The following is a 22,997-nucleotide window of genomic DNA, read 5'->3' as shown; positions in this document are numbered from 1 at the left end:
CTGCTCTTTATATATAACAACATTTATTTGAACATCTTTTTCACGAATACAGTTCTATCTTTCACCTCGAACTGCACCCGAGTAGCTTTCTCCAACATATCCAATATCTCCGTGAAATCCTCATACCGGGCTAACTCTCCGGAGAAGTGATATTCCTTCAGTTCCGGGTTTACCCAAAATATATCAATATTATACCAACGTCCCAAGCACATCATGATGTCCTCCAACGTATTATTCAATAACACAAACCTTCCATCCTTCCACGCAGAATAAAGGCTCGCATCTACCCGACGAATAAAAAGTTCTCCATCTTTATATACAACTTGTTGATCAGGCTGAATCTTCACGCTTTGCTTTCCATCATATACCCGTACCAATCCTTCATTCAACGTGGTTTCCACAATTTTCTTATCCGGATAAGCCTGCAAATTAAATTGAGTTCCCAAGACCTCGACAGAAACTTTGTCATCCGCATTCACTACAAACGGGCGTGAAGCATCTTTTCTAACACTAAAGAAAGCCTCTCCCCGTAAAAATACACCCCGTTCGTTTTTCCCGAATTTAACAGGAAATCGAATCTCTGAATCCGAATTCAAAAATACCTCCGTACTATCGGACAAAAACAACTTGTACTCTCCGCCGCGAGGCACCCGAATGGTATTATACACTAGAACATCTCTTCCACTTTCTCCCGCAATCTCTTCATAAGAAACTTGACGACCATCATTTTTGGCTATCATGCCGCTTCCCAAAGCGATTAATTGTTTCGTACTATCCTGCAATACAATTTCGTCACCGGAAGAAGTAATCAGAACAGCCTTGGAACCACCCGTTTCGATACGAGCTATCGGTTGCGCAATCTCTCGTTCCATCGGCTTTCTAAAAAGTCCCCAATACAATCCTACCCCGACAAGTAAAATCATTGAAGCCGCAATACCTATCCACCAAGGAGATATACTTCTTCGTTTGTCTCGTAAGTCTAACTGTTTTTTCACCGTCTCCCACGAATCATCCACCTCCAAACGCCCGGCATATAAATCTCTGCTCGAAAGATTTTTTCCTTCAAGGATATGTTGAAATAGTTCTCTATTCCGAACATCCTCCTTCAACCACGCTTCCAATTTCTCTTCTTCAGCAGGCAAAAGTGTACCGATCACCTTTTTAGCGATCAAACGAGATATTTTATAATCTTTCGGATAGTCCACCATAAAACGTCCTAATTTAAATTTATAATTCTATCTACAGAACGACAGAATTTCAAAAAAGGATGAGTGGACTTGTCGTTTTTTTTCAATTATATTTTTGGCAACAGGAACAAAAGTAAATAGTAATAATCCTTCAACGCCACACGAAGAATATCCATTGCTTTATATTTCAAAGACTTAACAGTATTAACAGAGATGCCTAATTCTTCTGAAATTTCTTTATTTTGTTTACCTTCCAAACTCAATTTTATAATTCTGCGACTTTGAACGGGTAAAGCATCGATTGCCTCATTAACAATTCGATATGTTTCCTCTTCAATTACAATGTCGCGAAAAAAGTATTCACGCTCAGCAGCCCCCAAACTATTTTGAACAGGCATTTTCTTTTGCTTCTTCAAATAATCAAAGCATTTGTTTTTGACAGCTACATATAAAAATATATCCGGCGTTGTTTCAAAATTATAAGATTCCCTTTTTTCCCACAAATGAATAAATACTTCCTGCGCAATGTCTTTCGCTATATCTTCATCCCCGACAAGACGGCAAGCAACAATACACATAGACAAGTAATATTTTTTAAATAAGACCTCATAAGCCTCAATATTGCCGGTACGAATGGAGTCAAATAAAAAGTCCTCTGTATTTTGATCACGTTTAGACATAATTCTATGATTTACACCAAAAGAACACTCTTAAGAATACAAAAGTAGAGAAAAAAATGAAAATAACAATTTCACGAATAATTACTACTCATTCGCAACACAAATTATTTTGCAATAAAAAACTCGTTTTACATCTGTAAAACGAGTTCTTCACGTTAAATTATCTCACTCAATCATACTTCTGGTCTATCCCCCTCTCGTCTATATTTATCCCCTCTTTCATCCACCGGGGCATAGGTGCGTCTTTCAAGTAATGGTCAAAAAATTGTTGTAAACGAATCGTCCAATCCATTTCTGCCGCCTTGTTATACAAGAAATGTTTATCCCCCTTGTAATTCAGTAACCAAGCCGGTTTCTGCAAACGCCGCATGGCAAGAAATAAATTCAAACCCTCCGAATAAGGTACCGCCTCATCTTTATCACAATGAAATATTAATAGAGGCGTCTGTATCTTATCGGCATAGAATATCGGGGAATTTTTAATATACATTTCGGGGTCGTCCCAAAGTGTTTTTCCCATGCGGCTTTGAGTTTCCTCGTACATGAACATACGGGGCATGCCGCTTCCCTCCCGGATTCCGGTATAGGCGGAAACCATGCTTGAAACAGCCGCACCGGGACTGGCACACCGGAACATATTCGTGCGAGTCACCAGATAAGCCACCTGATACCCGGACCAACTATGCCCCTGTATACCGATACGGTCTTTGTCGGCAATGCCCCGGTCAATCAACATCCGGGTTCCGCTCACCACGGCATTGTAACTACTCTCACCCGGGGCACCTATCGTGAAATGCACATCCGGCATGAAAACCACGTAACCGTTGCTCACGTACGTTACCACGTTAATCATGGCACTACTCAAAGCCGGCACGGGATTCACGTGTATATCCCCGGTATGGGTTTCATAGAAATTCACGATAACGGGGTAACGTTTCGACGAGTCGTAATCATCCGGCAGGTACAACAATCCCCGGTTGCGTTTTCCCTCGAAATTCGTCCACTCGACCAGTTTCACCGAACCCCAGCGGTAATCCTTCTGCTGCGGGTTCGTGTCCGTTATCTTCACGGGACGGACGAAATCGGTTTTACTCCACCAGATATCACGGAATTCATGGTAATTCTGACGAATGTACATGCAATATTTCCCGTCATTGGTCACTTGATTAAAATTCAAGGCATAAGGCCCTTCCATCAATTTACGGATTTTGCGGGCGGGAGTCAGCACGTAAACCCCTTGGTCGAGAGTTTCAGTATTCCATGTTTTCAACAAAACATTCTGTTTCGTGTCAATCCACTTGGAATCGTAATTCGCTTTCAATAAACGCAAAGAGGTATTATTTTTCCGTCCCCAGCCGTTCGTGAGGGAATACACTGCATTTTTACCCGTCAGATCTATCACCCACATATCATACCTGTCATACAAAACCACTTTATTTCCCCCGTCAAGCCATCCGGCGATGCCATATGAATCAGCAGGTTTCGGCTTATCGTGCTCTTCGTCGTACACGGGATAACCAATCGCGGAAGATATATCCGTCAATTCTCCCGTGGTTGGTTCCAATTTATACCATGTTTTCTTTTCCCCGTGATAAAATAAAGCATATTTCCCGTTCGGACTCCATACCGGACGTTGACGAAAATCCGAGAATATCAATTTCCGCTCTCCCGTTTCTAAATTCACCAAGTATAAATCTGATGACTCACCATCCCTCCAGTCCGTCAGTCCGCGGTAAGGCGCCTCATTCGAAATAATCACGTAATTATATTCGTCACAGGTAGGATGAAACACTTGATCAAACTCCGCCGGCGAAACAAGTACACATTCCTTCGTGTCTACATGATAGACGTACTTCGGGGTGTTGCGCCGATAACCTCTCCCGTTCCTTTGGCGACTTTGAGAAAGTTCATCATCCCATTTCCACAATTCAAGTTCGAAACTCTTGTCCGGTTCCACTTTCGGGCGACGAGGCGTTGCCACCTTAGGCACACCGTCGACAAAAATATACCGACCGTTATTAAACGGCATATTCAACCCGCCACGAACTTTATACGCGGTATCGGGAAGCACCACCTCTTTCGTGTCCATGATCAACTTGTAAGTACCGTCTTTCATGTTAAAAGCATACAACAAGTCGGGATCTTTCAAGAAAGAAGTGTCCGACGCTACCGTGAATACCCCCTTCATATTCTCTCTATCCAACGTGAAATTTGTCAACCGGGCATCCGGATTACCATAAATCAACTTCTGCTTCCCCTTCACCGGACCGGCATAAAGAGATTTGTAACCATCACGCTCTTTCGTGTAGATGATCGTCTTGTTATTATCGAGCAATATATGGTAATCCAAACTATCCATGACAGTCGAATCTCCCGTTTCATAGTTCCAAATTACCAATCGTTTGATATCTTTGTCTTTCTCGTTTTTCCCGATAGGATAGGAATAAGTCATAACCGGAGAATCGGATGATTCGTTACAGTCATACGGTCTGTCCCATAACTGCTTTTTCATGTTCCTCAGAGTCAACAGGAAAACGGAATCCTTTACCAGCCCCGAAGTATCCCGCGGAGAAGGGGAAACCACGTATTTCAAGCATTTCCCGTTATTGAAGAAATGAGCTTGCCGCACATTTTCCAGTTCGTAAGTCTTACCCGACTCGTTATGGTGCAAATAAGTGACGGGGGAATCTTTCTCGTGCCCCTCGCTGTCAATATACACGAAACGGTAGGTAATCCATTTCCCGTCATCAGACATATGCTGCCCCTCTACCCTTCGCCATAATTTATAAGCCTCCATATCGAGGGGCTTTTTCTGTGCCATGCCATCCGTCAACCAAGCGAATAACAAACAACACAGCAAAATATATCGTCTTTTCATACCTATATTTTTTATCTTTCCAAAAAGTAATCCAAATCCCCTTGATAATCCGCTGAGGCATCCCCTAACAGATATTTAGCGAAATGGAACCATAACTTGCGTTCAAAAAACTCATCGGCAGCCCCGGAGAACCCGTGAGAATTACCGGGCAACACGAGCATATCGAAGTTCTTCCCCTCTTTAATCAAAGCATCGACCACTCGCAGGGTATGTGACGGATGCACCGTACGATCCATATCCCCGGTCACGATCAACAAGCCTCCCTTATAATTCTTCGCCAATTCCTGATTCGTCTTGCTCCGGGTTTCAAAGGTGATTTCTTCCCGCTCGTTTCCGGCACTATCTTTTACTACCTGCCTTTTCTCCTTCACACTGTAATGGATTTCGACAAAGCCTTTATTATAAATATTATTATCGTGATTCCCTGCCGAAGATACAGCCGCACTGTAAAAATCCGGATAGGTCAACAGTGCCGCCGTGGACATAAACCCGCCACCGGAGTGACCGAATATACCCACCTTTTTCACGTTAATAAAGGGGTAACGTTGTGCCAATTGCTCGATCGCATATTTATCGTCAGCCAAAGGATAATCCCGCTGGTTGCCGTACCCGTAAGTATGGTAATATTTCCCCCGCATAGGCGTTCCACCCCGGTGTCCCATGGATACCACGATAAAGCCCACTTGAGCCAAACGGGTATTCATGTCATCATTCACCGTGAAACGGGTTTGCACGTACTCGAAGAAAGGTCCCGGGTAAACCGACGAAATAATCGGATAGGTTTTCGTGGAATCGAAATCCGCCGGTTTCCACATCACACCGTAAATATCCGTTACCCCGTCTGCCGCCTTCACCTTGAACCGTTCGGGTTTCTTCCAACCGAAAGCATAAAGGTTCTCCAAGTCCGGTTTCTCCAACTCCAAAATCACTTTGCCTTTCCGATCGCGTACCACGTTGACAGGTTCCATATCCACCCGGGAATAGCTATCCACGAAATACTTGCTCGACGGAGAGATATCCACGTTATGCGAGGCATTTTCCGGGGTTAATAATGTTATCGCATCGGTCTTATCCAGATCGGCTCGATAAAGAACATAATAGTAAGGGTCAACCTCTTTCTCCTTGCCTAAACCTATAAAATAAATCTGTCGGCTCGCCGTGTCAATCTTCATGATCGGTCCGGCAACCCATGCCCCGGAAGTAACTTGATTCTTCAAGTTACCATCCTTATCATACAAATAATAGTGTCCCCACCCGCTACGCTCGGAGCGGAAAAGGATCTCGTTCCCATCGTTCAAGAAATGAACGGCTCGCATCTGGTAATCCAGATAAGGTTTGTCTACCTCGTGTATCAACACTTTTACCTCTCCCGTTTCCGTGTCGACAACACAAATCTCGCACTCGTCCCAAGTTCTTTTATAACGTTGAAAATAAAGACGTTTTGCATCCTTACTAGCATACAGGATATCGATATATTGATCTTTCCAACGATCGATATTAACCTTTTTCACCTCCCGGGTATTCGCATCCCCGATCAACAACTCGAACTGAATCACATGTTCATCACCCGCCAATTCTGCCTTGTAAGTTTTCAGACGGGGACGGGGATTTGCCAAAGCATCAATCAACCACAAATCTTCGACTTGACGGGAATCGTCCCGAATAGCATAAAACTTGTGTCCGGTTGGGAACCATTTCGCGGAGCATCCCATGCGTTCGTCCAACTCGCCTTCATCTTCCCGGTTAAAGGTATAATAACGTTCCCCGTCGCTTGTCAATTGTACTTCTGTCGTGTCCTTGCCCTTAGCCGCATTTCCCACGATATAGAGATTATGCCGCTTGGCAAACAACATATAGGAACTGTCCCGTGAATAGTATTTCCAATAAGGATCATAATTCATCTGCCCTTTCTGTTTTTCGGCTAATTTCAGTTCTTTCGTGTTAATATTGTACGTGAAATCATTCCGGTCAAACCAGAAACGGATTGTTTCCCCGTCCTCGTCAAAAGTGAAATCCAATTCCAAATCCTTGTGGTTATATCCCTTCCTAGTAATCTCACTGATTTTCATCAATAACTCCGCGTTGTCGAAAATCAAGCGTTTTTGTCTTTTAGCCGGATCAACCAAGTAATAGTTTTTTCCCTCGCTCGTGCGGAAAGAATACCAGAAACGATCGGTATTATTTATATAACGAGGATGTACTTCCAAACTATTCTTTGTCAACGGCACTTGTGTTACGCGCCGGAAGCGCTCGGCAAGCTCGTAATTCGCTTTTTGCTGCCCGAACGCCCCGACCGAAACAAGTAAAAACAGACCAATAATAAATTTCTTTATCATCCTATCTATCCCCATTCTTGTATTGTTCAACTTCATAATAGTAATCCCCGGTATCATCTCCTAGCAGAATACGGGCAAAGTGGAACCACATCTTACGCTCGTAAAATGTATTCTCGGCTCCCCCGAAACCGTGGTTCGACCTCGGTAAAATGATCATATCAAAATTCTTGTCCGCCTTGATCAACGCGTCAACCATCCGCAACGTGTGAGCCGGATGCACGTTATCATCCATCCATCCGTGAATCAACAACAGACCGCCTTTATATCGTTTTGCCAACTCCATATTCGTACCCACTTTAAATTTAAAAGTTGATTCCGTCCGGTCACCGTTCACGCTATCCTTGATCACTTTCTTTTCTTCTTTCACACCGTTGTGAGTTTCGCCCCACCAGTGATTATAGATTGTATTATCATGATTTCCCGCGGAAGATACAGCCGCCTTGTAGAAATCCGGATAAGTACAGATGGCCGCAGTAGACATAAATCCACCCCCAGAATGACCATAGATACCCACTTTCGTCGCATCGATAAAAGGATAACGGTCAGCCAGTTGCTCTATCGCGTATTTATCATCCGCTAACGGGTAATCCCGCAACCTTCCATGACTGTAAGTGTGATAAAATTTACCCCGCATAGGCGTTCCACCCCGGTGTCCCACGGCAATCACGATAAAACCCAATTGAGCCAAACGGGTATTGTCGTCATGAATCAACCGGAATTGCGTCGGCACGTACTCGTAGAAAGGACCGGGATACACGGAAGAAATAATCGGGTAGACTTTCGTCGAATCGAAATCAAACGGTTTCCACATCACCCCGTAGAGGTCGGTCACTCCATCGGCAGCCTTCACCTTAAAACGCTCCGGAGCCTTCCACCCTATCTCCAAAGCCCGGCGAATATCAGGCTTTTCCAATTCCATAATCTCTTTCCCTTTCCGGTTTTTCAACACGATACGGGGAACCATATCCACCCGCTCGTGAATATCCACGAAATACTTGAATGACTTCGAGAAATGTACCTGATGATTCGTGTTATCAAAAGTCAATTGTGTCAAACTCTCCGGTTTATCAATATTCACCTTGCACGGGATATAATAATACGGGTCTATATTTTCATCCTTTCCTAAAGCATAGAAATAAAGCGTACGTCCCACGGTATCAATATCCGAGCAAGGCCCTGCCACCCATTCCCCGGAAGTAATGGCATGCTTAAAGTTTCCCTCGTTATCGTAAAGATAATAATGCCCCCATCCCGTGCGCTCGGAACGATAAATAATATCCTTCCCGTCATTCAGGAACATGATATTCGCCATTTTGTAATCCATAAAAGGTTTGTCAATCTCGTGAATCAACACTTTCACCTCTCCCGTCGTGAGATCGGCAACACAAACCTCCTGTTCGTCAAAAGCCCGGGTTTTCCGTTCAAAATAGATCTTATTACCATCCTTCGAGGTATAAAGTACATCCACGTACTGGTCTTGCCAGCGATCGACATCTATCGTTTTCATCTCCTTCGTTTCCACATCGATAACCGTCAACACGGTTTTCTCCAATTTCTGGTCGCCTGCCATAGAATACTTGTACGTTTTCACCTTGGGACGGGGAGTTGCCATCACGTCCACCAGAAACAATTCATCCACGTAGCGGGTATCTTCCCGCACGGCATACACCTTTTTAGAATCTTTCATCCACACGGCAACCGGAGTTGCTGGAAATGTATCCGTACCAACCTCTTCTTCTTCCTTGAAATAAGAGAAATATCTCTCACCATCCGTCGTCAATTGTATGACAGTCGTGTCTTTCCCTTTATCCTTATTCCCCATGATATAAAGATTATGACGTTGAGCAAACATGATATAGGTACTATCCGGAGAATACTTTTTCCAAGAATCCCCGAAACCTTTATTAATCACGGTATCCAACTTCGTCACCTCCTCCGTCTTCATATCATAACGGTATTTGTGTTTCTCGAAATCAAAAGTGAAAGAAGTCCCTTTTTTATCAAACTCCAATCCTTGGAACGTGAAATCCTTCGCGTCACACACCTCGTGCGTTTCCTGATTCAAGAACCCGAACAGTTTTTCCGAGTTGAACAGCAAGCGCTTCTCTCTCTTCTCCGGATTCACGTAATAATAACGCTTTCCTTCTTCCGTCGTGAACGAGTACCAAAAACACTCTCCGTCATTAATATACATGGGATATATACTCATGCTGTTTCTATCTGCCGACCGGAAATTCCGACTCGTGAAACGATCGGCAAGCTTGAAATTCGCCTTTTGTTGCGCGCGTACAGAACTTCCTGCCACCAACAACAAAAGCATTATGATATATTTTGTTCTCATTTTCAATTCTCCATTTTCAATTTTCGATTCCCTTGTATTCCTCTATATTACCGTAATGATCGGCAGTGGTATCCCCTAACAAGTATTTCGCAAAATGATACCACAACTTCCGTTCAAAAAATCTATCCGCGCTCCCGTAACCATGAGTCTTACCGGGTAATATCAGCATATCGAAATTCTTCCCGGCTTCTATCAAGGCATCCACCATCCGCAAAGTATGAGCGGGATGCACGTTCTTGTCCATATCCCCCGTCACGAGCAAAAGATGTCCTTTCAAGTTTTTAGCCAACTCCATGTTCGTGGGTACCTTCACGCTGAACTTTGACACTTCACGCTCCCCGTTCACACTATCTTTTACCGTTTCCTTGGCTTCTCTCACTCCATGATGAATCTCCACCCAACCATTATTATAAATATTATTATCATGATTACCGGAAGAAGACACTGCGGCAGTGTAAAAATCAGGATAAGTACACAAAGCCGCCGTCGACATGAAACCACCCCCGGAATGACCGAAAATACCGACTTTCGTGATATCTATATAAGAATAACGATCCGCCAACTGCTCAATAGCGTATTTATCATCGGCCAAAGGGTAATCCCTCAAATTTCCATACCCGTAACGATGGTAGAACTTGCCTCGCATAGGGCTTCCTCCCCGGTGTCCCATGGAAACCACGATAAATCCGAGCTGAGCCAGCTTCATATTATAACTATCATCCAAAGTAAACGACGTACTCACGTATTCAAAGAAAGGTCCCGGGTAAACGGACGAAATAATCGGGTATTTCTTGTTCGGGTCAAAATCTGCCGGCTTCCACATGATACCATGCAGGTCAGTCAACCCGTCGGCAGCCTTCACCACGAAACGTTCCGGCGCACGCCATCCCATCTCGTAAGCCCTCCGCACATCCACTTTTGCCAAATCTTTAATAATCACCCGCCCGTTATTATCCTTCAACGTGAATCTCGGCTCCATATCCACCCGCGAATAACTATCCACGAAATACTTCCGGGATTTAGAAAACTCCGCCTTGTGTTGTCCGTCTTCCGGGCTCAACAACTTCACTCCTTCACGATCAAGATGAGCCTTCACCACTTGGTAATAATAAGGATTCATCTTTTTGTCATACCCGTGCGCATACAAATAGATCGTTCTGCCCACCGTATCGATAGCAGCAATCTGCCCTGCCACCCAATCGCCTGAAGTAATCGTGTTTTTCAAAACCCCGTTACCATCATAATGGTAATAATGAGCCCATCCGGTACGTTCTGAACGATAAAGAATATCATTCCCCTCGTTCAAAAAAACGATATTACGCATATGATAATCAATATAAGGTTTATCCACCTCATGTATCAACACCTTCACCTCTCCCGTTTCCGTGTTCCCCACGCACAACTCCACTTCATCCCGCACCCGGTTATAGCGTTCAAAGAAAATCTTATCCCCCTTGTCCGTCACGTACCGAACCTCGGCATCCTGATCCTGCCAACGCTCGATATTAAAATCCGTCACTTTACGCTTGTCTACATCAATCACCGAAAGCACCCACTTCGACAAGTTCTTATCTCCCGCCATATCATATTTGTAGCGTTCCAGTACAGGTTTAGGCTTCGCCAATACATTAATCACCGCCATCTCGTCTGAGTTCCGGTTGTCTTGACGCAAGACATAAACCTTATTCACTTTCGGGAACCAACGCCCTGCCATCGCTTCTTCATCAGATACCGTATCCTGACCATTCCGGGCATAGGAAAAATAACGTTCCCCGTTCGTGGTCAACTGAATCTCTGTCGTATCCTGTCCTTTATATTTATTTCCTCTCATATAGAGGTTATGATTCTTCGCGTATACTATATAATTCGTGTCCGGAGAAAAAGACATCCACGAGTATATCACCATGTCCTCCTCCTTCTTCTCTTTTTTTGGCAACTCCTTTACCTTCTTCGTCTTCATATTATACTCGAAATCTCCCCCTCCCAACGAAAAAGTCATCTTCGACATATCTTTTGAAAAATCTATATTTGATAGTTGTAGATCCTTCTCGTTATACGCCTTCCGGGTAATACTACTCACCCCTTGCGCTATATCCGTATTCTCGAAAAGCAATCGTTTTTCCGCTTTCACCGGATCAACCAGATAATACATCGTCCCCTCGTCCGTCCTAAAATCAAACCAAAACTTCTCCCCATTATGAATATAACGAGGAACTACCCGCATACTATTCCGGGCGGCAATCCCCGACAACCCCATCTGGGTAAACTTTTCTGCCAACTTATAATTCGCTCTCTGTTGGGCATCCCCTCCCAAGTAAGAAATAAGTAGGCATAACATTACGAATGTTTTTTTCATAACAATAATTTACACGAAACAACATTAATATGTCGACGGGAGTAAATACTCCCGTCGATTATTATCTCAAATACAATAAAGTTTAATTCAAATATCCGTCGAAATTTCCACCACTGCCATATTTATGGATCATATCTACAACATCTACAATTTCAGTATCTAATTCTTTCAAATTTTCTTCGTAAATCTTTTTAACAGTAAATGCGTCCGATTCATAATTAATCTCCAACACTAGGAATGTTCCATCTTTCAACAGTACTCCTAGATGGCAATACATTATATTCTCTTCATTAGACATCGAATTACCAAAATAACGAACTTTTACAGATACTATATCTGCAGAGGCTGTAAAAATCTCTCTACTATCCTGCAGAGGCTCATTCCAGTCCATCACTGTTCCGTACAATTTATTTCCAGAAGCGACAAACAACCATTCCCAATCACCGTAATACCCGTACACAAAAGCAGCATCCTTGAAATTAGTAAACATTTCTGCTGTCAACTCTCCCGTTTCAGAACTCTCTACTTTCACGTCATCTCCCGTGGTATAACGATAAGGAAAGTCCAAAGCATATTTGTGCCATAGATATTTGCCATTGCGCTCGATAAGTGACAAAAAGTATTCATCCGTGTTCACTAAAACATGTTTGATATACCTTCCTGTAAAATTATTAAACAACGACATATCAAAGTTTCCCGACGAATTATTGATCAAACGCGCTCTCGAACCGATACTATTCAGAGGATCAACGAGTCCACCACTATTATACTTTTCTGATCCATTATCTATCAATGCCCACATGGTGTTGGTTTCATCGATAGCGAGAAAAAATTTCGGGGCATAATATCCTCCAGATTTCATCACCTCGACCAATGTTTTGTATTTTGCTCCATTGAAAGCCGGGTCATCAGAATAACGCCCTGAATGTAAATCACTCGTCACTCTTGCAACGGAATAATACAAAAGATTGTCCTCTGTCTGCAACCACTTACAACTCCAACTTAAAGCGGCATCTTTTATCTTTTGTCTGGGAGCAACTCCCGAGAATTCATCTAATGGATTCCCCGTGAAATCCAATTCATAACCGCCCAATTCAATCGGTCCGCTTTCCTGCAGAACCATAATTTCAGAAGTCAACGGGACGTTATAATTCTCTTGGTAAGTAAACTCCTCTATAAGTTTAATTGGACCGGAACCCAACGATTCGCCCAAGTTAGTATAAAAACCCACATACACCAAAGAATCTCTTTGTCTTTGATAATTACCATCCATATAAGGAACATATATTCTTTTCCCTGCCAACAATGATAAACGAGAATTTCCCGAAGCAGTACGGCTAAGAAACAACCACCCTAATTTATACTGGGGAGCAACCAGTAAGTCTGTTTCTGCAGGGAATGATACTCCCGTTTTTTTATCTGTTGCCAAAAAAGTCAATGTATACTCCCCATACTCCTTTGCCTCGAAAGTATAAGAAGGTCCCGTAGCCACCTCGGTATCACCCAACATCCAACGACATTCCACATCCGGATTCAAGGTATCTATCGACAAGCGAACTTCCGGTGTTATGGTTACCGACTCCCCAGGGAACAAACTATACCGACTCTCGATTCCGGTAATTTTCCAACTATTACCATCAAAGTTATTTATATCACGATAATCCGTGTTTGTTTTGTCATCCAAGCAGGCTCCCGCCGCAAACAAAACCAATATCAAAAATAAAATACGTTTCATATTCTTTCTATTTTTATTAACCGGCAACAGGAACTTGCATCAGTTGATTGTTATCTTCATCCCACATCGGAGCTGCACCAGAAGCGATATTCGCCGGATCATTATTAAAATCTTCTAGCCAATATTTCAATCGTAAAGCATATTTTTTGATCATCACCATATCATCACCCTCCAATGAAGCATTATCTTCTGCTAAACGATCCAAGAATAATTGATACTTTTTCTCTGAATATTTTCCCAAGTACACCTCTTCTACAATATTATAAGGATTAGACTCCGTATTATCATTACGACTCCACCATTCCGGTATCTCCAACCGATCTGAAACATAGAATTTCGCTATCCGATAAGCGTATTCCCCTTGCTTTACGCAATCGGTTTCATCAATCCGTAAGAATAAACGATAACTCTTATTTTTCAAATCCTCGAAATTATTGAAAAATTTAATTTCAATCGTGTCTATTTCCTGCCTGGGGGCAAATTCACATTTCGCCGGCAATTCATAAGCGCTCTCCGGCAATGTGGTAGAATCAGGATGTGCCGAAACGGTAAACTCACGAGACTCGGTCAACCAATGTCCACGAACCCGAACCGGAATTTTTGCCACAATTTCTCCACTCGGATAAGTTTTAAAACTATAAATCATACTGTCTGCCGAAGCATCTTTCGTGAACGAAATGTAAACGAGATCCCCCGAGAACGTTGCTATCCCCTTTTCGGAACAAGCTCCAAAAACGAATAGAACCAATATAATTGATAATACATATACTTTTTTCATTTCAATATTCTTTTAGTTCAAATTAGTTTCAGAATCAGGTACCGGCAAAATTGCATGTTCAGCATCTATAGGAATGACATTTCCAGATCTTACAGCAGGAATACTTTCTTTTAAACGCTTGTGCATAAAAAAGATTTGTCCCTCTCCCAACCATTCTCTCCGGGCGTCATTCATCAGTACGGATATGAAATTGCTCTCATCGGCATTATCTAAATTTAACATAGAAGCATCTGAAGTCCGTAAGCCGCGACCTAATTTCACTTTACGAAGATACCCCTTAGCTTCTTCCAAATTACTCTTGTAAATAGCCTCTGCCGCAATATAATACACCTCACTCATACGTACTATCGGGACCAAGTAATTATTAATTTTAGCCTGAGTCCGATCTTCATTGTCATATTTCTCATACTTCGTAAAACGGTACTCCGTCCCGATTCCGTAATCATACATCCAATGCTTGTAACGCAGATCATTACATCCAGAGGATGTTATATCGCCTTGGAAATAATTATCTTTAACATTTGCCACCATTATATAGCGATGGTAGTATGAATCCGGATTTGTCAAATCATTAATAGCATTAACATACTCTATCAAATCCAAAGACTCTAATCCCCAAAGGATATCGGAATAAAATTTCTTATCCCCGTATCTCGTTTGGTCATAAAACCTGAAAGCATTTGTTTTATCTTGGTAAGCGATAATCTCTTTCGCATACGTGTACGCCTTTTCAGGCTTCTGGGCATATAGACAAGCTCTTGCCAAAATAGCCGTAGCGGCATAATAATTTAATCGATAACCTCTTTTATAATCAATAAAGAGAGACTCTCCCAAGGTATTGTTCTCAAAACGTAAACGAACATCGAAAGTTCTACCCGAATCTGCCTTCCAAAGTAAAGCCCGCGCATCTTCCAAGTCTTGGATAATAAGACTCAAACAACTATCTGCGGTCAAACGTTTGGAAACATACGAAGGATACTCTGAAACATAAGGAATATATACATTATTCTTCTCTGCTTCCATTGCAGGAGAGGCGGCAAAAAGACGTACCATATCTAATTGTATTGCTGCACGAAGAGCCAATGCTTCACCCCAAATCTCACTCTTTTCTCTTTCTTTGTAATAAAATTTCTCTGGATCTTCATTCGCAATATTCTGAACTAAATTATTACAATTGGCTACCATTTTATAAGAATTTTCCCACATCGTTTCGATAGCAGGTTTCAATTGATAATGCTCCCATTGATAATCGGTAGCACCATACCTGCCCAACCACCCAGCAGTCTCAGAAGTAGTGTTATCAAAATCAAAACATTGCCCCAAAGCATCAACAATTCCCCACGTCAATTCCCGACCATACAAACTCGAGTTTGACAAACCATAATAAATTCCGTTCAACAAATGACGATATCCATCCCCGTTTGCAAACAGATCCTTTTCGTCTATTTCATCTTGCGGTTTTACATCCAACCATCCGTCACAAGAAATTGTGGACAGTGATATCAATAATAAAAACAATAATTTATATTTTCTCATCGCATCTAATTTTTAAAACGTTGCCCGTAACGAAAAATTCACACTCCGCGCAAACGGATAACTCGTACCGCGTTCTTGTCTTACCGTAGAAATCCGGAAAAGATCATTTGAACTTAGTTCAAAACGCAATCTCTGCAAACGAAGTTTCTTGACAAATTCCGTGTTAAAATCATAACTTAACGTAAGAGCACTCAAAGACAATTCATTGTCATCCTGCACAAAACGAGAGGTCGGCATCGTTACCGATTTGATATCTTTGATATCCTTCAACGGGGCAATATCCCCCGGGTTTTGCCAACGATCTGTCAATACGCGACGGTCAACATTGCTATACTGTATATCGGCATTTTCGACCTCATTAACCAAAGTTTCATTATAAGTCTGTTTTCCCCAGTCATAACTGAATGAAGCAAACAAAGACAAATTCTTGTAAACGAGATTCACTCCGAAAGATCCACTTGCCTTAGGTTCGGTATCTCCTACGCGCACCTCCTGCAAAGCCGCCCATGTATTGGAAATAGAGCCATCTCTATTCAAGAACAACTCTTTTCCGGTCACAGGATCGATACCTAAAGAACGAACGGCAAAAATAGAAGTCAAAGAAGCACCCTCTTCATATTTCATGATCGGTTTGGAGTATTCCGCATTCCATATAGGATTATTTCCATCCTGACGATCTTCTGCTTCTTCGTAGTAATCATTTACTTGCTCGTTATAAGCCCGCAAAGCATCGGATACTTTCAAGATCTTATTCGTGTTATGGTTCAAATTACCCCACAAAGACACACTCCAATCTTTTGTCTTATACACGTCAAAACGCACTTGAATATCAAATCCCTCGTTCAAAGTTTCACCTAGATTGTCTTTATAAGAAGTAAAACCGGAAGAAGAAGGCAAAGTGACATCTGTGATCAAATCTACTGTCTTGTTATGGTAATAATCAAAGTTTAACGAAATTCTTTCATTCCAGAACTGCAAATCCGTGCCAATATTCAATTTATTAGTAGTCTCCCATTTCAGATCCGTATTTCCTAAAGCTTTTAAGTTTACACCAAATCCGGTCACGTACCAACGGTCATAAGTCTGGAAAACAGTCTTGGCTGCATAGGAGGGGAAATTAACCTTACCCGTTTGACCGTATGAAACACGTATTTTCAATTGATCAATCCAAGCGTTATCTTTCAAAAACTCATAATTGTGAATATTGATACCCACACCTCCGGACCAGAAAGGAGCCCATTTTTGATCGGAACCGAACTCGGAAGAACCATCAAAACGAATAGACAGATCTGCTAAATAAATATCATTCCACGTGTAGTTAGCGCTCAACAAGAATCCCAGCAAACGGCGAACACTCTCTGTTTTGGTCGGTTTACGGTAAATCTCGGCAGCATAATTAGGAGAATGGAACTCCCCGGACGGGAACCCTCTATAATGTGAAGAAGTTGACTCCGTCTTGGTTGACATTGCATTGATCGTTGCAGAAGCATTTAAATTATGCAATCCGAATGCTTTGGCAAAATAAACAGCAAACTGCGAATCCCATTTTGTCATATCACTCCGATCCACATAAAGATCTCCTAACAACGTCGTATTAGTGGAACTGCTAGAACTCGTCAAAGCCGTAGCGTTAGATGATTTCGGGTCAATAAAACGCTCGCCATTACCAATAGATTTTGTTACAGCCAATTGTCCTTTAAACGTGAATGCATCGGAAAAGAACCATTGAAACATAAACTGATCGATAAACTCATCTGTTTTATCAAAGTCGTAATTATTCAACTTTGCCTCGTACAAAGGGTTATTCAAGAAGCTACTGGATCCTTTAGCTTGAGAGAACTCAAGCTCTTTCACCAAAACACCATTTTTATCATAAGTACGGTCATACGGTTGCAAGTGCGCATAATCGGAAAAACTTCCATAAGGGGATTCCGTCGCATCCGTATAGGTGTAGGTAACTTTATTCAATACCTGCAATTTATCTTTCAATCGCCAATCCACGGTAAAACCGAGATCTACATTTTCACGATAAGATCCCTTCATAACTCCATTGTTCCCCGTGTAACCTAATTCTAAATTGTAACGCAAATCCGAATTACCCCCCTCAACAGAGAGACTGTGTTTATGGTTTACAGCATTACGCAAAGGAATAGACATCCAATCGGTATTCACTCCTTCCTCCACCCGAGCCAATCTCTTATTGTACGCAATCTCCGCATCATAAATACTATTGAAATAGTCTGTGGTATAAATACCAGCTCTTTTTTCTATATCCAACTTTTCTCTGGCATTAGACAAATTATAATCAGACAAATCAGGCATAGACAACGTCCCTGTTAAGTTATATGAAATCGTTACCTCGCCCGGCTTCGGCGCCCTCGTCGTGATTACAACCACACCATTAGCAGCACGAGAACCATACATAGCCGTGGCTGCCGCATCTTTCAACAAAGTAATAGTTTCCACTCTATTCGGATCCATATCATACACCTTCTGTACACTAACCTCGAATCCATCCATGATAAAAGTCGGAAGATTAGGATTATTCTCCAATGCAGATTTTGACAAAGCATCTTGTTCCAACGCTTTAACCCCTATACCTGAACGCCCTCGAATATACATCTCCGGAACCATATTCGGATCAGAACCCCACTGATTGCTTCTCTGGATACGAAAAGAAGGATCAAACGATTGTAAAGCCTGAATCACATTTGTCGCGGAAGCTTTCAGCAACTGGTCTCTTTTCACGGTAACCGAACTACCGGTAAAACTCTCTTTTCTCACGTTCGCATACCCTGTTACCACCACCTCATCCAAGTTTTCCGTGTCTGGTTCCATCCGAATAGAAATTTCCTTACTTAAATCTTTCACCTTACCCACGTTCAACTCGTGTGATTTCATCCCCACGAAAGTGAAAACCAAAATCATCGTATCCCGCTTGGGTAATTCAATTTTAAATTTTCCGTCAATATCCGTCACCACTCCGACAGTTGTACCTTTCAACAAAACCGTCACACCCGGAAGAACTTCTCCCCTTTCATCTACGACCTTTCCTTTGACTGTCACTTTTTTAATCTCATCTTTTTTGTCGTCCGGAGTAATCACGATCAGATTATCGACAATCTTGAAGCTATACTTCGTACCTACCAGACAAGCCGTCAAAACTTCTTGCACGGAGGCGTTCGTGAATGAACGGGTAATTCCCGTAATCCCCTTGATTTCCTCGTCGTTGTACAGGAACTCATAATTTGTTTTTTGCTTTAACACACGCAAGACTTCACTCAAAGACTGTTGCTCAAACTGAACTGTAATGTTCTGTTGACCAAAAGCATTTTCACTAGAAAATGCGAAATGCGTGAGTAGCAGCATCACCATCATCAGCTTGCAGACCAATGATCGTTTACCACAACTGAACACGCAGTTTTTAATTTTTCTTTTCATTGATAATTTATTTAGGTCATTTTTAGTATCCGATTACTTGAAACAAGGGGGCAAAACACGAAAGAATCGCCCCTTTTCAAGCAACTGATGTTTATTAAAAAATATTACACACTCTCGTAATGAAATTTATTCACTACATGGGACCCTCCAGACTTGGTTTTTTCAAGAAAATAGCGTATATTTGTGGAATCCCTTTTGGGTTTATTTTTAGTACACATTTTATAAGGCCGGAGTTGCAGCTTCGGCTTTATTCTTTACACTACTTTTCCATCACTGTCACTGTTTTTCCTTTCAATTCAAATTTAATTTTTGTCGTTAAACTCAATAATTCCAGTACATCTGCGATATTAGCGTAACGAGGCAAATACCCTGTGAAATGATAATTCTTCACTGTTTCTCCCATGTAAATCACATCTATATTATACCATCTCGCCAATTTCTTCAATATCTCTTCCATGGTTTCGCTCTGGAACCGGAAATTCTCCTTCATCCACGTGGTATACACCTCCACATCCACTTCCTTCACATCCACTCGTCCGGCTTTAATCACAGCCTGTTGCCCCGGTTTCAACACCGTCTGGCGACCGTTCATATCAATCTCTATCTTCCCTGAAGCCAACGTAGTTTTGGAATCTTTCTCGTCCTCGTAATCATTCACGTTAAACGAGGTTCCCAACACTTTCACATCATAATCTCTGCAACGCACGATAAAAGGCTTCGCCGCATCTTTAGCGACTTCAAAATAAGCTTCCCCGGAAAGATATACCTCCCGTCGATCGCTATTCGCGAAACTTTCCGGAAACCGGAGTTCTGTCTGGGCATTCAAATATACATGCGTCCCGTCGCCCAATGTTATTTTATACTCTCCCCCTCTGGGTATTTCTATTTTATTATATCGTACCTCCTTCAAGGAATCCGGACGTTGAAGGTCTGTAAAAACAACTTCCTTACCATCATTCGCGGCAAAAGCCGAAGCCAATTCCACGTTATCCAACGAATCCAGATGATAGACAGCGCCAGAGGCAATTGTCAACGTTGCCATCGGACGCCCGGGAACAATCTTGACCACCTCTGCCACCTCAACAACTTTATTCTCCGACTTTTTATCCCGACTCATCCACAATGCTAGCGAAACACCCAACACCACAACAACAGAAGCCGCGATACGATACATCGCACCCAATTTCCTCCTGTGTCGACGAGCAACCTTCCGGGTTACTTCCGTCCATGCCTTATCCGCATCATACGACACAATCTTACGAATGTCTTTAATTTGCAACTCTTCATCTTGTACACGGGCGAAAAGAACCTTGTGGGAATCGGACTCATCTAGCCATGCTTCGAGTTTCGACCGCCCCTCGTCATCAATTTCATTCCGCAAATACGCCAGTATTAAAGCGGCAATGTCATACTGATATATATTACTTTTCTCTTTCATACACTATTAATACACGACCCCTCGAAAAAAGGATTAAACGGGATTCTTTTTTTTTACGAAAAAAGTGTACGCAATTCGATATATCAAAAACACAACAGCATATTCACCTGAATACAAGCATATTAAATCTCAAAGAAACGAAGAAAAAATTACGTTTTATTCACCCGAAAAACCAAATGCAACATATCAACACCCCGAAAATGTTTAACAAAAGCCGCCACTTTTTTCATCCCGTTCCGCGATGCCACGTTTTGAGAAGCGACATTCGTATCCCGTATTATCGAGTACACTTCATCAAAACCCAACTTTTCAAAAGCATACTCCTTGCAAGCAATAGCCGCTTCCGTGGCATACCCTTTATGCCAAAACTCCTTTCTCAACAGATAACCGACCTCCGGAACCCGCTTCCCGTCACAATCTTGCCACGTGACACCACATTGTCCTATTAACTCCCCACTCTCTTTCTCCACAACTCCCCACAACCCGAAACCATCATTCGCATATCTCCGGAATTGCCGCTCCAACCATTCCTGCACCTCCTGATTATTATAAGCCCCCTCGTAAGCATACATCACCACGGGATCTTGTAATAACTTACACACTTCATCAAAATCTTCTTGAACAAGTTCTCTTAAAATCAATCTTTCCGTTTCCAGTATCATATTTTCACCTTTTTTATTCTGCAACAAATTTAACGCTTCCGAAAAACAATTCAATCCAACATGAATATTTAATTCATACTCATCATTATCGCGAAAATAAAACAAACACAAATTCACTATTTGTATTACTAGATAGCCACAATTTCGACACAATTGATATATGTGTTTCTTTCAATAAAATTGTATTTTATTTGTATTATACAAATGACGAAAAAACACAATTACATCCACAAAAATGACGCAATTCGAAAAAATATAAAATATAAATGTATTATAAATGAAAATAATGTATATTTGCGCCATGAAAACAATCGTTTTTGAATTAGAAGGGATGTGATTTTGTTCATTATCCTATAACAAATTAACTAATATTGTATGAAAAGAGTATTTATTTTGTTATGCATCGCTGCATTGCCTCTTTTGGCTAGTGCCCAAAACGAGAGCAACAACCTTGAAACTGAAAAAGGCAAAGCTTGGAGTGGCTTCGTCACTAACGGTTTCTGGGATAACTGGTTTACATCTTTCAATTTCGGGGGACAAATCTACTTCGGAGAATGTGATAGCAAAGCCAGTTTCGGGAAACGCTTAACTCCGGCCTTTGACCTATCCGTTGGGAAATGGGTATTACCGACAATCGGAGCACGGGTTCAAGCAGGCGGTTTCACGTTAAGAGGTGCCACGGCTGATGCCGGAAACATCTACGCTAAAGGCGCTCTTAAAAACGGATACTACAAACAAAAATGGCAACAATTCAATGTACACGTGGACGGATTGCTCAACTTATCAAATTGGATTGGGGGATACCGTACCGATCGTTTTTACGAGGCTGTACCGTTTGCCGGTTTCGGAATGATCCATGGTTGTTCTTCCGTGGATAACACCAAATTCATGTTCGCGGCGGGATTGATCAACAAAATGCGTTTAACTGACGCCCTCGATGTGAACGTGGAAATCAAAGGTAGTTTAGTACCGCAAGCATTTGACGGAGAAGTAGGCGGATGCAAGGGAGAAGGCATACTGGGAGTTTCCGTGGGTGTTACCTACAAATTCAAACAACGCAATTTCAGAAGAGAGAAAAAAGCTGAAACAATATATACCGGTGTTTCCCCGGAAATGTTGAGCGCTGCAGAAGCAAAATTGGCAGAACAAATCCGTCGTGCTGACCGTCTGCAAGACGAGTTGGATCAAACTCGTAAAGCTTTGGATGCAGAAAAAAACAAAGCAAAGACTATCAAGAACGCTCCATTGGCTATTTTCTTCAAAATAAACAAAGCCAACCTCACCAGAAAAGAACTGATCAACTTGGAATACTACGCTAACCTCATCAAGAGCAACCCGGGACAAGTTTACAAGGTAATCGGTTACGCGGACAAAGCTACCGGTAGCGCCGAATTCAACCAGAAATTGAGTGAAAAACGCGCACAAAACGTGGCTGACGCTTTAATCAAGAAATACGGCGTAGATGCCAAACAATTGGAAGTAATCGGTAAAGGCGGAGTTGAAAATCTTTACAAAGGAGATGTAGAATTAAACCGCGTTGTAATCATAGAATAAACGCGTATCCGTCTTTAGGCAAAAAGGGACTGTCTAACAAGTTTTAGACAGTTCTTTTTTTTTGTAAAAATAAGG

Annotated in this window: 13 protein-coding genes; 1 reads left to right on the top strand and 12 read right to left on the bottom strand. The window is 42.0% G+C overall.

All coding sequences use genetic code 11. The features are described from left to right. Positions 1–23: 23 nt before the first annotated feature. From L0M98_RS20450 to L0M98_RS20395, 12 genes are all read right to left on the bottom strand, one after another. The gene (locus L0M98_RS20450) at positions 24–1,208 is read right to left on the bottom strand and encodes a FecR domain-containing protein (RefSeq protein WP_186977001.1); all 1,185 of its coding nucleotides are present in this window, start codon (positions 1,206–1,208) and stop codon (positions 24–26) included. A gap of 86 nt (positions 1,209–1,294) precedes the next feature. Next, entirely contained in the window at positions 1,295–1,867 is a 573-nt protein-coding gene (locus tag L0M98_RS20445) for an RNA polymerase sigma-70 factor (protein ID WP_186977003.1), read from the bottom strand. Between the two features lie 169 nt (positions 1,868–2,036). Then, the gene (locus L0M98_RS20440) at positions 2,037–4,745 is read right to left on the bottom strand and encodes a S9 family peptidase (protein WP_186977005.1); all 2,709 of its coding nucleotides are present in this window, start codon (positions 4,743–4,745) and stop codon (positions 2,037–2,039) included. An 11-nt stretch (positions 4,746–4,756) separates the two neighbouring features. Beyond that, positions 4,757–7,081, bottom strand: a complete 2,325-nt coding sequence (locus tag L0M98_RS20435; protein ID WP_227217515.1) for a S9 family peptidase — start codon at positions 7,079–7,081, stop codon at positions 4,757–4,759. Between the two features lies 1 nt (position 7,082). After that, positions 7,083–9,422 (bottom strand): S9 family peptidase, encoded by a 2,340-nt coding sequence (locus tag L0M98_RS20430; RefSeq protein ID WP_227217516.1) that lies wholly within the window; start codon positions 9,420–9,422, stop codon positions 7,083–7,085. Positions 9,423–9,438: 16 nt separating this feature from the next. Next, complete coding sequence (locus L0M98_RS20425) at positions 9,439–11,778, bottom strand: S9 family peptidase (RefSeq protein WP_227217517.1); 2,340 nt, start codon at positions 11,776–11,778, stop codon at positions 9,439–9,441. Positions 11,779–11,860: 82 nt separating this feature from the next. Further along, the gene (locus L0M98_RS20420; protein WP_227217518.1) at positions 11,861–13,513 is read right to left on the bottom strand and encodes a PKD-like family lipoprotein; all 1,653 of its coding nucleotides are present in this window, start codon (positions 13,511–13,513) and stop codon (positions 11,861–11,863) included. 16 nt (positions 13,514–13,529) lie between these two features. Then, positions 13,530–14,291, bottom strand: a complete 762-nt coding sequence (locus tag L0M98_RS20415) for a DUF4843 domain-containing protein (protein ID WP_227217519.1) — start codon at positions 14,289–14,291, stop codon at positions 13,530–13,532. 12 nt (positions 14,292–14,303) lie between these two features. After that, positions 14,304–15,827 (bottom strand): RagB/SusD family nutrient uptake outer membrane protein, encoded by a 1,524-nt coding sequence (locus L0M98_RS20410; protein WP_227217520.1) that lies wholly within the window; start codon positions 15,825–15,827, stop codon positions 14,304–14,306. Positions 15,828–15,839: 12 nt separating this feature from the next. Then, the gene (locus L0M98_RS20405; protein ID WP_227217522.1) at positions 15,840–19,268 is read right to left on the bottom strand and encodes a SusC/RagA family TonB-linked outer membrane protein; all 3,429 of its coding nucleotides are present in this window, start codon (positions 19,266–19,268) and stop codon (positions 15,840–15,842) included. Positions 19,269–19,527: 259 nt separating this feature from the next. Next, positions 19,528–20,706 carry a FecR family protein gene (locus L0M98_RS20400; protein ID WP_227217523.1) on the bottom strand — a complete coding sequence of 393 codons (1,179 nt, stop codon included), beginning with the start codon at positions 20,704–20,706 and terminating at the stop codon, positions 19,528–19,530. Positions 20,707–20,855: 149 nt separating this feature from the next. Next, positions 20,856–21,368, bottom strand: a complete 513-nt coding sequence (locus L0M98_RS20395) for a GNAT family N-acetyltransferase (RefSeq protein ID WP_227217524.1) — start codon at positions 21,366–21,368, stop codon at positions 20,856–20,858. 375 nt (positions 21,369–21,743) lie between these two features. Between L0M98_RS20395 and L0M98_RS20390 the strand changes: the two genes are divergently transcribed. Continuing rightward, positions 21,744–22,922, top strand: coding sequence for an OmpA family protein (locus L0M98_RS20390; protein ID WP_227217525.1), 1,179 nt, complete (start codon positions 21,744–21,746; stop codon positions 22,920–22,922). Positions 22,923–22,997 lie beyond the last annotated feature (75 nt).

The organism is Butyricimonas sp. DFI.6.44 (assembly GCF_022132345.1).
GTDB classification, from domain to species: Bacteria; Bacteroidota; Bacteroidia; order Bacteroidales; family Marinifilaceae; genus Butyricimonas; species Butyricimonas muris.
This window is presented reverse-complemented; position numbering and strand designations above follow the sequence as displayed.